The organism is Mucilaginibacter sp. OK098, assembly GCF_900142915.1.
Lineage (GTDB): Bacteria > Bacteroidota > Bacteroidia > Sphingobacteriales > Sphingobacteriaceae > Mucilaginibacter.
In genome coordinates this window covers 853,332-869,309 of record NZ_FRCM01000001.1, presented here as the reverse complement: position 1 = coordinate 869,309, position 15,978 = coordinate 853,332, and the positions used below count along the sequence as shown (strand labels likewise).

Here is a 15,978-nt window from a genome sequence, read left to right as displayed (position 1 = left end):
CACTTACGAACATATTCGTACACAAACAACTTATTCAAATATCTGATTATTAATTATTTATGTGTTTGGTACATATTTTATTTAATATACTGTAACTAAGAATTTTATCATGCTTAAAAATTACTTCAAAATAGCCTGGCGTAATATTGTCCACCATAAAGGATATACCGCTATTAACATTTCTGGTTTAACCGTTGGCATTGCTGCATGCCTGCTCATATTTGTTGTTATTCAATACGAGCTTAGCTTTGAGACCTTCAGGCCTAATTTTAAAAATATTTATCACGTTGTTACCCAGCAGACACGGGAAGAAGGGTTTTCTTATAATCCCGGGGTACCAGTTCCCGCTACTGAAGCGTTAAGGCTCGATTTTCCACAGGCAAAGGTAGCTGCTATAAATTCAAACTACGGGAGCCAGGTGACGGTGCCTGATAATGGCTCTTTAAAGGGCGCCGGCGATAAGAAGTTCACCGAAAACATAGGTGTAATGTTTATGGAGCCGCAGTTCTTTGATATTTTCAGCGCAACCTGGCTGGCCGGTGATAAAAATGCATTGGCAGAACCTAACATGGTTATTATCGATAAAAGCAGCGCCACTAAATATTTTGGCGATTGGAAAAATGCCATGGGCAAAACATTACGGATGGATAATGTACTGACTTTAAAAGTAGCGGGTGTAATTGAAGACGCTAGGCCCAACAGCGATCTGCCTTTAAAAATTCTGGTATCATTCATCACATGGAAACAGCACCCTAATGATTACAACTATTTTTCAAACTGGCATGCAATAAGCAGCAATCACCAGGTATTTATGAAATTACCTGAAAATGAGTCTGTAGATAGAATTAACGGACAGCTAAAAATGTTTAATCACAGGCATTCTGGTGATAAGGGTAAAGTGGGGCAGGTAAATTTTCTACAACCATTAAACGAAATGCATTTTGATACCCGCTTTGGCAACACCCTTGGCGACCACATGACCACAAAGTCAACCTTACGCATACTATCATTTATCGCCATCCTGATGATTGTAATGGCATCCATCAATTTCATTAACCTGTCTACCGCGCAATCTGTAGGCCGCTCAAAAGAAGTTGGGATCCGCAAAGTACTTGGCAGTAGCCGGGGCCAGCTCATTGGCCAGGTAATGGGCGAAACAACTATAATAGTGGTAAGCTCAGTACTATTGGCAATAGTGGCTGCAAAAATTGCGCTGCCTTATCTTAAAAATATCGCCAGTGTGCCGGATAGCATCAGCCTGCTTAATGTGGGAAGCTTGTTATTTTTAGTTTTGGTAACCATTGTAGTTATCACACTGTCAGGTATTTATCCGGCATTGGTTGTATCAGGGTTTAAGCCGGTTTTAGCCTTAAAAAACAAGATTACCGCGGCATCAATAGGGGGTATTCCATTACGCAGAGGATTAGTGGTATTACAGTTTGGCATCTCGCAATTACTGATCATCGGCACCATTATCGCCATAAAACAAATGAATTTTGTTAATGAAGCCGATCTTGGCTTTAACAAAAGTGCAGTACTGATAATTCCGGGATATACCGATAGCATCAGCTTGCGTAAAATAGACGCATTTAAACAGCAGCTTTTACAAAATGCAGAAGTAAAATCAGTAAGCTTTTCATCAGATGCGCCATCGTCAGAAAATAACTGGGGTACAAACTTTTACTTTGATCATAACGGAAAAGAGAATGGGATAACCACCTTTTTGAAATATGGCGATGCAGATTATTTTAAAACCTTTGGGATGCATTTTGTTGCAGGTAAAGGCTATGACCCGAGCGACACTATAAAACAGGTTGTTGTTAATGAAACCTTTCTGGCAAAATTAGGTATCAAAAAACCAGAAGACGCAATAGGTAAAACTGTTAGGCTGGGGGGTAATAAAGCTACATGGGCTCCTATAACCGGCGTGGTTAAAGACTTTAAAACCAACTCATTACGCGATGTTGTTAAACCAATTGTTATTTCACCTGCAAAGAAATTCGAATCACAGATCGCTCTTAAAATCGAAACTAAAAATTTAAGCAGAACAGTAGCAAAGCTGCAAAAGCAATGGGAAAACATGTACCCGGAATATGCTTACAACGGCTATTTTCTTGATGATAATATAGCCCAGTTTTATAAGCAGGAAAATCAGCTGGCATTAGTGTATAAGATTTTTGCAGGCATCGCCATCTTTATTTCATGCCTCGGCTTATATGGCCTTGTATCATTTATGGTGGTACAACGAACCAAAGAAGTAGGCGTACGCAAGGTGCTTGGCGCTTCGGTAAAAAGCATTGTATTCCTGTTTTCAAAAGAGTTTATAGTGCTTATAGGGATCTCTTTCCTGATAGCGGTGCCTGTATCATGGTATATGATGTCAGGATATCTGCAAACTTTTGTGTACCGGATTTCAATAAGTGTTGATGTGTTTTTACTCGCACTTGTATCATCCATAATACTGGCATGGATAACGGTGGGCTATAAAGCGGTAAAAGCAGCCCTGGCTAACCCGGTGAGAAGCATGAGGAGTGAATAAAGTCATTGGTCATTGTGTCATTAGTCATTAGTGGGAAAATCGCCTGACTAAGTACAATGACACAATGACTAATGACAGCGTAGCGAATGACCTAATGACCAAATAAAATGATAAAGAACTATTTCAAAACCACCATGCGCAGCCTGTTAAAAAACAGGGGGTACAGCTTTTTAAACATCACCGGGCTGGCTATCGGGATAGCCTGTGCTTCGCTGATATTTTTATGGGTGCAGGATGAGCTTACCTATAATAGCAATTTCAAAAAGAAGGATAACCTGTATACCATTTATGAGAACCAAACCTATAGTGGTAAGGTCAGCACTTTTCATGCTACCCCCGGGCCGATGGCGCAAGCCATCAGATCAGAGATCCCGGGAATTAAAAATGCTGCAATATTGTCAAATTATGATCAAATGGTTTTTGCACTTGGTGATAAAACGATAAATGAGAAAGGTGCCTATGCTGATCCCGGAATATTCCCAATGCTGGATCTGCCGTTTATTTATGGCAATGCATCCAATGCTTTTCACGAATTGCACGCAGTTGTGATTAATGAAACTATGTCTAAAAAGTTTTTTGGCGATGCTAATCCTATAGGAAAATCCTTGAAAATGAATAATGAACAGGATTTTACAGTAGCCGGCGTTTTTAAAGATCTCCCTAAAAACTCAACCTTTCAATTTCATTGGCTTGCGCCGCTAAAGAATATTGATCACAAACAGCCATGGATGCAAATTTGGGGTGCTAACTGGGCACGCACTTATGTTGAGCTGGATCCAGCTGCCAATATCAATGCCATAAATAAAAAATTACTCCACTACATAACTACCAAAGCCCCGCGAAATACTAATGAATGCTTCCTGTTTGCTATGAATAATTGGAACCTGCATGACAGCTTTACGGACGGTAAGGCGGATGGCGGCGGCAGGATAACCTATATACGCTTATTTGCCATTATAGCTTTTATTATTTTAATTATTGCTTGCATTAACTTCATGAACCTTTCTACAGCAAGGTCCGAGCAACGGGCTAAAGAAGTTGGCGTGCGTAAGGTAATGGGCGCCGGTAAGGGCAAGCTGATAGGCCAGTTTATTGGCGAAGCTGTTATCATGTCGTTTATTGCTGTACTGGTAGCTGTTGTTTTTATCTATTTGGCCTTGCCATCATTCAATAACCTGGTACAGAAGGAACTGGTTGTTAATATTTTTGAGCCTGGCCATATTATATATTTAGTTACAATAAGTCTTATAACAGGTTTATTGGCAGGAAGTTATCCTGCATTCTATCTATCATCATTTAACCCGATAGCTGTTTTAAAAAATATAAAAATAAAATCAAGCGCCAGCTCGGGCCTTATCAGGCAGGGGCTTGTAGTTATACAGTTTTCTGCGTCTATTATACTTATTATCGGCACTGTTATTATTTACCAGCAAATTCAGCATGTTAAAAACAGGCAGCTTGGATACAATAAAAACAATTTGATCTATATCAATACGCAGGGCAAAATGGCCGATAAGTTTGCCGGCGTCTACAACGATCTTAAAAAATCCGGCGTGGTGGAAGATGCCGCTTTAAGCAATGACCTTGTATTACAGGTTGGGAGCAATAGTGACAATTATAAGTGGGATGGAAAAGATCCGTCAAAAAATCCGTTGATCAGCTGGGAAAATGTGAGTTCACAGTTTATCCCAACTATGGGAATGAAGCTGGTTGCAGGCAAAAATTTCAATGTAAATTCATCATTAGATAGCAATAACGTAATTATAAACGAAGCATTTGCCAAACAAATGGGCAAAGAAGGCCGGGTAGGCGGAATTATACATGAGGGTGATAACAAGCAGCGTGTTATAACCGGCATTGTGAAAGACTATTTGTATAATGACATGTACGCCTCAAGTGCACCGCTAATGTTATATAATAACCCCGGAAGTACCAGCATTTTAAGTATCCGGGTTAAACAAAACGTTACTATGCAGGATGCATTGGTTAAAATAGGCTCAATTATAAAAACAGATAATCCCGGATATCCATTTGAATACCAGTTTGTTGATGATGACTTTAATCAACAATTTAAAACAGAAACCTTAACAGGCACATTGGCAGGCGTTTTTGCAGGGCTGGCCATACTTATATCATGCCTGGGCCTGTTTGGGCTGGCCGCCTATACAGCTGAACGCAGGATTAAAGAGATCGGTATCCGTAAAGTACTGGGTGCATCCGTAGCAGGCCTTACAGGTCTGCTTTCAAAAGACTTTTTGCGGTTGGTGGGTATTTCATGCCTTATTGCATTTCCGGTAGCCTGGTGGGCTTTAAATCACTGGCTGCAAAGCTATCAGTATAGGGTAAGTATTCACTGGTGGGTATTTGCTACAGCTGGTGTTACGGCTATGGTTATAGCGTTGGCTACAGTAAGTTTTCAGGCTATTAAAGCAGCGCTGATGAATCCGGTGAAAAGTTTGCGTTCTGAATAGTCATTTGGCATTGGTCATTAGTCATTAGTGACTGATGCAAACCAATGGCAAATGACCAATGACAGCGCAGCGAAATGACACAATGACTAATGACCAAATAAAATGATAAAGAGCTATTTTAAAGTTGCCTGGCGCAGTATGATGAAGAATAAATTTTTCTCCATCGTAAATATTTTTGGTTTGGCGGTAGGCCTTACCTGTTGTATGTTGATAGCCCTTTACCTGCATTATGAAACGAGCTATGATAGCTACCAAAAAAACATTGATAACCTGTACCAGGTTGGCACAACAAACATAAAAAAGGGAGAAAAAGAAGATAAGGCTCCTTATACTTCGCCACCTGTTGCTGCGGCACTAAAACAGGAGTTCCCGGAGATTGCCGAAAGCACAAAATTGTTGAATTTGTTTACTGATGATGTAAATCTTATACAATACGCGCCCACAAATAGCGATAAAAAGTCATTTTTAGAAGGACATGGCTTCCTGGCCGATTCATCGTTCTTCAAAATGTTTACCTATAATTTTATTGAAGGTAATGCCAATATCGCATTAGCAAATCCCAACAGCATAGTAGTATCTGAAACTATGGCTAAAAAGATCTTTGGCGATCAGCCGGCCATTAATAAAGTACTGCATATCAGTAGTAATATGAACGGGGATAATAATTATACGGTAACAGGCGTTTTTCGCCCCGTGAATAGTCCGTCGCATATAGATGCTAACTTCTTTTTATCATTTTCAGGCGGAGGGATGGACAAATACCTTCAACAACAAGGGAATGATTTTGCCCGGAATAATATGTTTTACACTTATGTGCTATTAAAACGTGGTACGAATGCAGCCAGGCTTGAAAGTAAGTTCCCTTATTTTGTTAAGAAGTACGAAGCCAACGACCTAAAACGAATGGGGCGTGAAAAACTGCAATTTCTTACTCCTGTAAAAGACATTCATTTAAGCAAAGAGCTTACAGCAAATGTAACAGCACCGGCAAGCAGGACCTATTTATTTGTATTGGTATCAATAGCCATATTCACCTTATTGATAGCCTGTATCAATTTCATGAACCTCTCAACCGCACGTTCATCAAAACGGTCATCAGAAGTAGGCGTGAGGAAAGTATTGGGTGCCGAAAAAAGCTCACTGATCCGCCAGTTTTTGGGGGAGTCTGTTTTAATGACTTTTATAGCATTCCTTATTGCTGTAATATTTACGATTTTGCTTTTACCGGTGTTTAACCAGGTTTCGGGCAAGCAAATAATCCTTTCATTTTCTGCTGATAAATCATTGCTATTATATTTCCTGCTGATGGCATTGATAACCGGCCTTATAGCAGGTAGCTACCCGGCATTTTACCTGTCGTCATTTAACCCGGTAAAAGTTTTAAAGGGTAAACTTACCAATTCGCTGGCAGTAGTATCAATCCGGAAAGGGTTGGTGATCTTCCAGTTCATTATTTCTGTTGTGCTCATTATTGCATCGGTAGTTATTGCCCGTCAAATGAATTACATGCGCACTGCCGACCTGGGCTTCGCAAAAGACCAGCAAATTGTGATCCCCCTCCGGACAAACGACTCAAAGGCTGTGTATAGCGCCCTTAAAAACGAAACAAAGAGTAGTACAAAAATTATTTCAGTTGGAGCATCGGCCTATTATCCGGGCATTTCCAACCCAAGCGATGCTTCTTTTTATAGAGATGGCCAATCAATGAACGATGCCAAACACACTCGTATAAATTATGTTGATGAAGACTTTTTACGCACACTGGATATTAAAGCGGCGTCAGGAAGGCTTTTCTCTGCTCAATTTAAATCGGATACCGGTAACCGTATTATTGTTAATGAAACGGCTATAAAAGAGCTTGGTTTTGCAACACCACAAAAAGCTATCGGCCAAAACATTCATTATGATTTGCGTGGAAAACAATACAGTTTCCAGGTAGTAGGTGTTGTAAAGGATTTTCATTATGAAGACCTGCATTCGCCGGTTACGCCATATGGGTTTCAATTGGTGAGTGATAAGACTCAATACAATTACCTTATAGTCCACACAAAGGCCGGCAATATGGCGCCAGTGTTAAAGATGATTGAAAATGTATGGCACAAGTACGATAAGAATGACCCGTTTGAATACAATTTTTTGGATGAGCAATTTCAAAAGAATTACGAGGCCGATAACCGGCTAGCTGCCATTGTGGGCTACTTTACCGTGATAGCTATAGTGATCTCATGCCTGGGTCTGTTTGGCCTGGCAGCATTCAGCGCTGAACAGCGAACAAAAGAGATTGGTGTACGTAAAGTACTTGGTGCAAGCGTAAGCACCATTGTTTCCCTGCTCTCTGTCGATTTTTTGAAGCTCATCATCATGTCTATAATCATTGCCTCGCCAATTGCCTGGTGGGCCATGAATAAATGGCTGCAGGGCTTTGCCTATCGCAAACCAATAGACTGGACAATTTTTGCTTATACAACCATTATAGCAATAATAATAGGCATCCTTACCATAGGTTCGCAGGCCTTAAAGGCGGCTGTTGCTAACCCGGTGAAGAGTCTGCGTTCCGAGTGAGGTTAGTCATTGGTAATTAGTCATTAGGTCATTTGTTTGGGCGAACGACTAGATTAAAAGATCCAATGGCACAATTTACAACCTTAAAATACTAATGACAGCGCAGCGAATGACATAATGACTAATGACCAAAGACAATGATAAAAAATTACATCAAAACTGCCTGGCGTAGTTTGCTTAGGAACAAAAGCTATACAGCCATAAACATTATTGGCCTTGCAATAGGCATTGCGGCCTGTTTGCTTATTTTCCTGGTTGTACATTTCGAAACCAGCTTTGACAATTTCCATTCAAAAAAAGATAAGATCTACCGGGTAGTTACTGCCTATAAAAGTAAAAACGGGTTTGTTTGGGGTAGCGGTGTGCCCTTACCCGTTGCTGAAGGGTTAAGAACTGATTTTCCACAGATAAAGAATGTGGCCGCCATATTCCGGTATGGCGGGCATTATACGGTAGATAATAGCAAGGGGCAAGCAGTAAAAAAGTTTAAGGAAGATGATGCCTATTACACAGAGTCCCAGTTTTTTAACATTTTTGATTTTGGATGGCTTGCTGGTGATAAAAAGACAGCACTGTCTGAACCTAATACCGTTGTTTTGACCCAGGATGAGGCCGATAAATTTTTCGGCGACTGGCATGATGCCATGGGTAAGGTTATTAAATATGAAAACAAAACCAGTTTGAAAGTAACGGGCATTATAAAAAGCTTACCTGCAAATACTGATTTTCCGATTAAGATAGTAGTATCATATGCCACTATAAAAGAAAAAGGCAGCAACTTTTATGACAACCTAAAGGATTGGGTAAGCACATTTGGCACGCACTATGTTTTTATGGTATTGCCTGATAATATGAATGTGAGCCTGTTTAATAAAGACCTGGAAGTGTTTACCAAAAAACATAAACCGGCTGAATATGCAAAGCAGGGGTTTCAATTACAGGCTTTAGGCGATATGCATTACAATACAGAAGTAAGTATTTTTACTTTCCATCCTTTCGGTAAGCAGCTTTTAGAGGCAATCGGCTTAATCGGGGCATTCCTGTTAATAATTGCCTGTGTAAATTTCATCAACCTGGCTACTGCACAAGCTGTTAACAGGTCGAAAGAAGTAGGGATCAGAAAGGTGCTGGGCAGCAACCGGAAACAGCTGGTGTTTCAATTTATCAGCGAAACATTTATTATCACGCTTTGTGCAGTAATATTGGCTATTGGCCTTGCAGAAATCACTTTACCGTTATTAAACAAGTTGCTTGAAATTAAGCTCAGCGGCGCCTTCCTTACCGACCCAATAATATTGTTATTCTTATTTAGTGTTATTATTAGCGTTACACTGCTTTCGGGTTTATATCCGGCGATGGTTTTGTCGGGCTTTAACCCAATTGCTGCGCTTAAAAACAAAGTTGCTTCAGCGCGTACCGGTGGCATCTCTTTACGCCGGGCATTGGTGGTTCTGCAATTTTGTATAGCACAGGTATTGGTGATAGGAACACTGGTTATTATCCACCAGATGGATTATTTCAGAACCAAATCATTAGGGTTTGAAAAAGATGCCATACTTACGGTTCCTTTTCCGGGTGATAGTATCAGCAAAACCAAACTAAATTCACTGCGCGATCAGCTTATTCAACAGCCTGGGATAACTGATGTTAGTTACAGCTTTACAAGCCCGTCAGGCGGAGATAGCTGGAGCAGTGATTTCACTTATAATAATTCAGGAAAAAAGACAGATTTTGCTGCCAATTTAAAGTGGGCGGATGCTGAATACTTTAAATTATATAAGCTTCAATTTGTTGCCGGGCATGCCTATGTAAAAAGTGATACCATTCATTCATATATCGTAAACCAAACCCTGTTAAAGAGACTTGGCGTACATGACCCAAAAGACGCGATCGGGAAATATATTAACCTGTGGGGAGATAAAACGAAAACAGCACAAATTGTAGGCGTGGTAAAAGATTTTAACGTAAGCTCGCTGAAAGATGAGATCCCACCGGTTTTAATGAGCTCGTGGAAAAATGTGTACCAGGTTATCAACATCAAGGTTCAACCGGCAAACATCAACAGCACACTGGCTTCAATTGAAAAGTTATGGAACAATAATTTCCCTGACGGTTTATATGAATATCAATTTTTAGATGATAAAATAGCTGAATTTTATAAAAGTGAAGATCAGCTCTCCACCTTGTACAAAATATTTGCCGGTATAGCTATATTTATATCATGCTTAGGCTTATATGGGCTGGTTTCATTTATGGCAGTACAACGCACCAAGGAAGTTGGCATCCGCAAAACGCTGGGCGCAACAGTAAGCCATATTGTCTATTTATTTTCAAAGGAATTTACTCTACTTATTTTAGTTGCATTTGCTATTTCGGCCCCAATAGGCTGGTACTTTATGAATAAGTGGCTTCAGGCCTTTACCTATAAAATAACCCTTGGCCCGGGAATATTTATACTGGCTATACTTGTATCAATTGCTATTGCCTGGGTAACGGTAGGATATAAAGCCGTAAGGGCCGCCCTGGTAAACCCTGTGAAGAGTCTACGTTCTGAGTGAGGTTAGTCATTGGTCATTAGTGGAGAAATCTCTAATGTGCTTTTTACCTTATGACTATTACTGATGACAGCGAAGCGAATGACTAATGACACAATGACTAATGACCAAATAAAATGATAAAGAATTACCTAAAGATCGCCTGGCGGAACATCTGGAAAAACAAGGTTTTTTCGGCTATAAATATTATTGGGCTGTCTATCGGAATGGCCGCCTGTATTGTTATTATGTTGTTTGTTTCATACGAAAAGAGTTTCGATAATTTTCATACAAAAAACATCTACAAACTTGATGAGGTGCAAAAATTCCCGGGCATGGTATCGTCACAAAAAGTAGGCCTGTCTATGTTTCCGATGGGGCCAACTTTACAGGCTGATTATCCGGAGATTAAAAATTTCACCCGCATCAGGTGGCAGGAGAAATTCCAGCTTACCTTTGGCGAGAAAAAGGTTTTTATTCCCGAAGCATTTTTTGTTGATACCACCTTTTTAAACATTTTCGATTTTAAGCTAATAAAAGGAGATAGAACTACTGCATTATTAAAGCAGCACAGCGTTGTACTTACTGAAGAAACTGCCCAAAAAATGTTTGGCAATGCTGATCCTATCGGAAAAACCATTACACATTATGGCGGCGATACTACCACTTATGCAGTAACCGGGATTGCTGCCAATCCGCCAAAAAACTCGCACCTGCAGTTTGACGCCTTATTTTCATTTAATACCACTTTTAAACCATGGATGATTAATAACTGGGGAGGCAATTGGTTAGATACCTATTTGGTATTAGCGCCAAATACTGACGTTAAGGCGTTTGAGGCAAAAATGCCTGCCTATCTTAAAAAACATATGAAAGGTGATGGCTGGAAATATTATGAGTTGTTCTATTTGCCCCTTAAAGATATTCATGCTAATTCGGCAACGATAGGGCTCGACTACCTTAATTATCAAAAGTTTGATAAAAATTTAACTAACCTGTTCCTGGCAATAGCCCTTATTGTGTTGGTAATTGCCTGTATAAATTTCATCAACCTTTCAACGGCACGATCTGCCGAAAGAGCAAAAGAGGTGGGTATCCGCAAGTCAATTGGCGCATATCGTTTTCAACTGGCTATCCAGTTTTTAGGCGAAACGGTAATGTTGGCCTTAATAGCTTTGGTGTTTGCATTTGCTTTGGTTGAGATTACGTTACCGTTTATCAATAGCCTTAGTCACCGCAACTTAAGCCTGCCTATTTTTAGCAACCTGGGCGTAACGCTTTTAATTATTGGCTGCACCACTATTGTTGGCCTTATTTCAGGGATCTACCCTGCGGCCTATCTGTCATCATTTAACCCGGTGACGGTCTTAAAAGGCTCCATCCAAACAGGCAAAAACAAAGGTTTATTAAGGAATATACTGGTAGTAGGGCAATTTACCAGTGCCATCTTCCTGATGATAGCTACAGTGCTTGTAGTAAAGCAACTGTATTTTATGCAGCACCAGGATCCGGGTTTTACTAAAGACCAGGTAGTTACTGTGCCATTGAACATGGTTTCGCCGGCCAAATACGATCTTTTAAAACAACAGTTGTTAACCAGTAACCTGGTAAAGGGAGTAACAGCCGCCCAGGATAATTTAGGAAGCCATTTGGATCAGTCGGGAATAGAATTCAGGCCCTCAGATGCCCCTAAGCGCCAGCTAACAGCAACCCGACTAATAACTGATGCAGATTATCTGAAATTGTATAAAATAAAGTTACTGATGGGTAAAAACTTCTCGGGCGAAAAGCCGCAGGAGGGAAGGGAGTACATTATTAATGAGGCACTGGCAAAAGAATTATTAAAAGATCAGCCTAAAAAACCTTTATCATCATTAATTGGGCAAACTTTTGGGTACGATTCATTGGGTACGATAAAAGGTATTGCCAAAAATTTTAATTTTAATTCGCTGCATTACAAAATTGAAACCCTGTTTATGTTGAGCTATAAAGGCGATGGCTTTAGCACCATGTCGGTAAAAATAAACGCTGGTGAAACAAGCAAGGCACTTGACTTTATAAAAAATACATGGAAAAGTACCGTGCCCGATATTCCGTTTGAATACCAGTTTCTGGATGACCATTTTAACGAAGTTTACCAGGTTGATGACCAGGTTAGCAAAATTGTAGGAATCCTGGCAGGTCTGATCATTATCATATCCTGTCTCGGGCTGTTTGGTCTTGCATCATATTCGGCAGAAAAGCGGATAAAAGAGATCGGAGTACGCAAAGTATTAGGCGCATCGGTGAAAAACATTACTTTACTGCTTTCAAAAAATTTCCTCAAATTGGTGATAATTGCCAACATAATTGCCTGGCCAATTGCATGGTTTGTAATGTACAAATGGCTGCAGGATTTTGCCTACCGCATAAATATCCAGTGGTGGATCTTTGTTGTAGCGGGTATTCTCTCCATATTGATCGCATTTTTTACAGTTAGCTTTCAATCAATCAAAGCGGCCGTTACCAACCCGGTGAAGAGCCTGCGTTCCGAGTGATCAGAGATTAGAGACCAGAGGTTAGGAATAAAAGGACGATTATTTGAATCCTTATCTAATCTCTGATCTCTAATCACCAAACCTAATCTCTGACCTCCAATCTCTGATCACTAAACCCCAATCTGTATCATAACCGTACGCCTCATGTTACATAAGCGAACAGTTTTTACTTGAAGTTTAATTTACAATATACTGATATATAGCCAATTAAAAGTTTGGTATGTTATTGATACTTATGTGCCAGAATGTGGGAAAGCTATGATTAATTCAAATACTTATTTAATAAATTAGCAACTCATTAATTCACTAAATAACTAATTCAATAATTTATAACAAATGTTATCACTTCAGCATATTTCAAAATACTACCAGGCCGGCGGCAACAAGAACATTGTACTTAATGACATTAACCTCGATATTGACGAAGGCGAATTTATTTCTATAATGGGTCCATCGGGCTCAGGCAAATCAACATTATTGAACGTTATAGGCATGCTTGATGAACCGTCGGAAGGATACCATTACTTTGTAGGCAACGCTGTGCATCAGCTTAAAGATAAACAGCGTTCGGCCCTGTATAAACAATATATTGGTTTTGTTTTCCAGGCTTATCACCTTATTGATGAACTTACTGTTTATGAAAACATTGAGACCCCGCTAATTTACCAGGACTTTAAAGGTGCCGAGCGTAAAGCTATGGTGGCTGATATGCTTGACCGTTTCCAGATTGTTGGTAAAAAAGATCTTTTCCCGGCGCAACTATCCGGCGGACAGCAACAATTAGTGGGCATTGCCCGTGCATTAATTGCCAAACCTAAATTGTTGCTGGCTGATGAGCCTACTGGTAACTTAAATTCAAAACAAGGCGAAGAAATAATGGAACTGTTCCGTAAGCTAAATAAAGAGGATGGGGTTACTATAATACAGGTAACACACTCTGAAAAAAATGCTGAGTACGGTTCCCGGATCATTAATCTTTTAGACGGAAGAGTAGAATCATCAAGAAAATTCTAATCCAGAAATAAATATCACAGAAATCATGTTTTTTAAAAAAATACCCTTCCTACTTTTATTTTTATCAATAGCGGTACTTACAAAGGCCCAGCAACAATTAGATAGCGTTTTAACCCTGCAACAATGTGTTGATTTGGCCATAAAGAATAACCTGACTGTAAAAACCAGCGGAACAACAATGGAAAGAGACCGCATAGCCCTGCAACAAGCCCGCGAAAACCTTTTGCCCACCCTTAACGGTAATGTTTCACAATCGTTAAGTTTTGGCCGCAGCCAGGACCCTACCAATTATAACTATGTTAACCAGAAAATTAATTACGGGCAGTATGGTTTAAGCAGTAACGTTTTACTTTCTAATGGTTTCAGCTATATAAATGCTATAAAACAAAATGCATTGGCATACCAGGCTGGTAAAATGGATTTTCAACAAGTAAAGGACCTTACCACATTAAATATAATCTCATTTTACCTGCAGGTTTTAAACAGTGAAGACCAGCTTACCCAGGCAAATTCACAGTTTAATGCCTCCAAAGTAAATTTAGAGCGTGAAACCGTTTTAAATACTGCTGGAACAGTTGCCCCTGCTGACTATTATAATATAAAGGGTTCACACGCAAATGATGCATCAAATGTTGTTAATGCTAAAAACAACCTGGTTACAGCAAAGCTAAATTTGTTAGAAGCAATGAATGTGCCTTATAACAAGGATATAAAATTAGTAAGGTTACTACCTGCTGACCAGACACCTAAAAGCTATGACCAAACCTCCGATCAAATCTACTCAACGGCATTGGGAAGTTTGGCACAGGTTAAAGCTGCTGACTTTAGGGTTAAAGCCGCTGAAAAAGAAGTTTTGGCACGTAAAGGAAGGTTATATCCAACATTGTCTTTAGGTGGTTCAATCAACACCAATTATTCAAGCACCGGAACCACAAGCTTTTCCAGTCAGTTCAGAAACAACTATAGCTACGGGCCCGGATTAAATCTACAGATCCCTATTTTGAATTATTTTCAAAACAGGAATAATGTTAAGTTGGCAAAGCTTGATTTAATAGATGCACAAAATACCAGCAACAACATCCAGGTTCAGCTTAAGCAACAAATAGAACAGGCTTATGCAAATATGATGGCATCAAATGATCGTTTTACGGCAGTAACAGACCAGGTTGCAGCCTACCAGGAGGCCTTTAATGCTACCGGGGTTAAGTTTAATGCCGGGGTTGTAACAGCAGATATTTTTGTAATAGCAAAAAACAATTTAGATGTTGCCAATACCAATTTGATAAATGCCCGTTACGACTATTTAATCCGCGTTAAAATATTAGATTATTACCGTGGGCAATTAACCTTTTAAATATTTTATAATTCTTTTGGATTAGTAAAATTTATTCTAATTTTATTCCAGATTCTACCAGATATCCGGCCTGCATTAAAACTAAGTAATGCAGACCGGATATTGCTAATTATAGGGCATCCCCTTAAATCAATTTCAATACAATAACCAAACATTTACTTCGTATTAATAACTATGAAAAAACTTATCCTTACCCTGGCAATTGCTACTGCTGCATTTAGTTTTACTTCGGCCCAAATTTTACCATCTTTTCAATTTGGTATTAAAGGTGGTGTAAATCTTTCCAAGCTTAATTATTCAGGTTCAACATTTAACAGCAGTAACCGAGCGGGTTATTTAGGTGGTTTGTGGGCAAGGGTTGGAGCTTTAGGCTTTAACTTTCAACCGGAACTTTATCTAACTGCTAAAAATGTTGAGATCTCTGATAATGGCACCTCTGTAAAAGCAAAATTTACAAGCCTTGATGTTCCGCTTTTATTTGGTGGTAAAGTTGGCGCTTTCGGATTTGGCGGTCGCTTTTATACAGGCCCTTTAGTGTCTTTCGCAATTAATAAAGATAATAGCCTGGGGAACGCTTTTGGTAATGCAACCTCTTTCAATTATAAAGATCAAAACTTTGCATGGGTGTTCGGTGCAGGTGTCGATATTAAAAACATCTCTATTGATCTGCGTTACGAGGCCGGGCTAACCAAACAAACGTTTGGCGATTCGCATACCAGGGTTAGCTTGTTTAATTTAAGCCTTGCCGTGCCTTTAATTAAAATATAAGCGATCAGGCAACTAATAACTGATCTTTAATTTATACAAAAGGTCTGCCCCAATAAGGCAGGCCTTTTGTTTTGTAAGCTTTGACATGGTTGCGGATTTTCTAAATATGCTGGTTTAGTATTATATTTATACAGCCAATTGTCAATTTAGTATTATACTTATTGTACAGGTTACACTTATCTTTATAAACCATTTGTAA

8 protein-coding genes are annotated in these 15,978 nt (G+C 39.5%); all 8 read left to right on the top strand.

What is annotated here, in order from left to right; genetic code table 11:
• Positions 1-109: 109 nt before the first annotated feature.
• The 8 genes from BUE31_RS03575 to BUE31_RS03540 all read left to right on the top strand — a co-directional run bounded on the left by BUE31_RS03575 (position 110) and on the right by BUE31_RS03540 (position 15,779).
• Positions 110-2,539 carry an ABC transporter permease gene (locus tag BUE31_RS03575; RefSeq protein ID WP_073400320.1) on the top strand — a complete coding sequence of 810 codons (2,430 nt, stop codon included), beginning with the start codon at positions 110-112 and terminating at the stop codon, positions 2,537-2,539.
• Between the two features lie 107 nt (positions 2,540-2,646).
• Positions 2,647-5,010, top strand: coding sequence for an ABC transporter permease (locus BUE31_RS03570; RefSeq protein WP_073400318.1), 2,364 nt, complete (start codon positions 2,647-2,649; stop codon positions 5,008-5,010).
• A 102-nt stretch (positions 5,011-5,112) separates the two neighbouring features.
• Positions 5,113-7,572, top strand: coding sequence for an ABC transporter permease (locus BUE31_RS03565; RefSeq protein ID WP_073400316.1), 2,460 nt, complete (start codon positions 5,113-5,115; stop codon positions 7,570-7,572).
• Positions 7,573-7,709: 137 nt separating this feature from the next.
• Positions 7,710-10,130: an ABC transporter permease gene (locus tag BUE31_RS03560; RefSeq protein WP_073400314.1), complete on the top strand. Its 2,421-nt coding sequence runs from the start codon at positions 7,710-7,712 to the stop codon at positions 10,128-10,130.
• A gap of 113 nt (positions 10,131-10,243) precedes the next feature.
• Entirely contained in the window at positions 10,244-12,643 is a 2,400-nt protein-coding gene (locus BUE31_RS03555; RefSeq protein WP_073400312.1) for an ABC transporter permease, read from the top strand.
• Between the two features lie 336 nt (positions 12,644-12,979).
• Positions 12,980-13,657, top strand: coding sequence for an ABC transporter ATP-binding protein (locus BUE31_RS03550; RefSeq protein ID WP_073400310.1), 678 nt, complete (start codon positions 12,980-12,982; stop codon positions 13,655-13,657).
• Positions 13,658-13,682: 25 nt separating this feature from the next.
• On the top strand, positions 13,683-15,011 hold the full coding sequence (locus BUE31_RS03545) for a TolC family protein (RefSeq protein WP_073400308.1): 1,329 nt from the start codon (positions 13,683-13,685) through the stop codon (positions 15,009-15,011).
• A gap of 174 nt (positions 15,012-15,185) precedes the next feature.
• A complete protein-coding gene (locus BUE31_RS03540; protein ID WP_073400306.1) occupies positions 15,186-15,779 on the top strand; it encodes a porin family protein in 594 nt (197 codons plus the stop codon).
• Positions 15,780-15,978 lie beyond the last annotated feature (199 nt).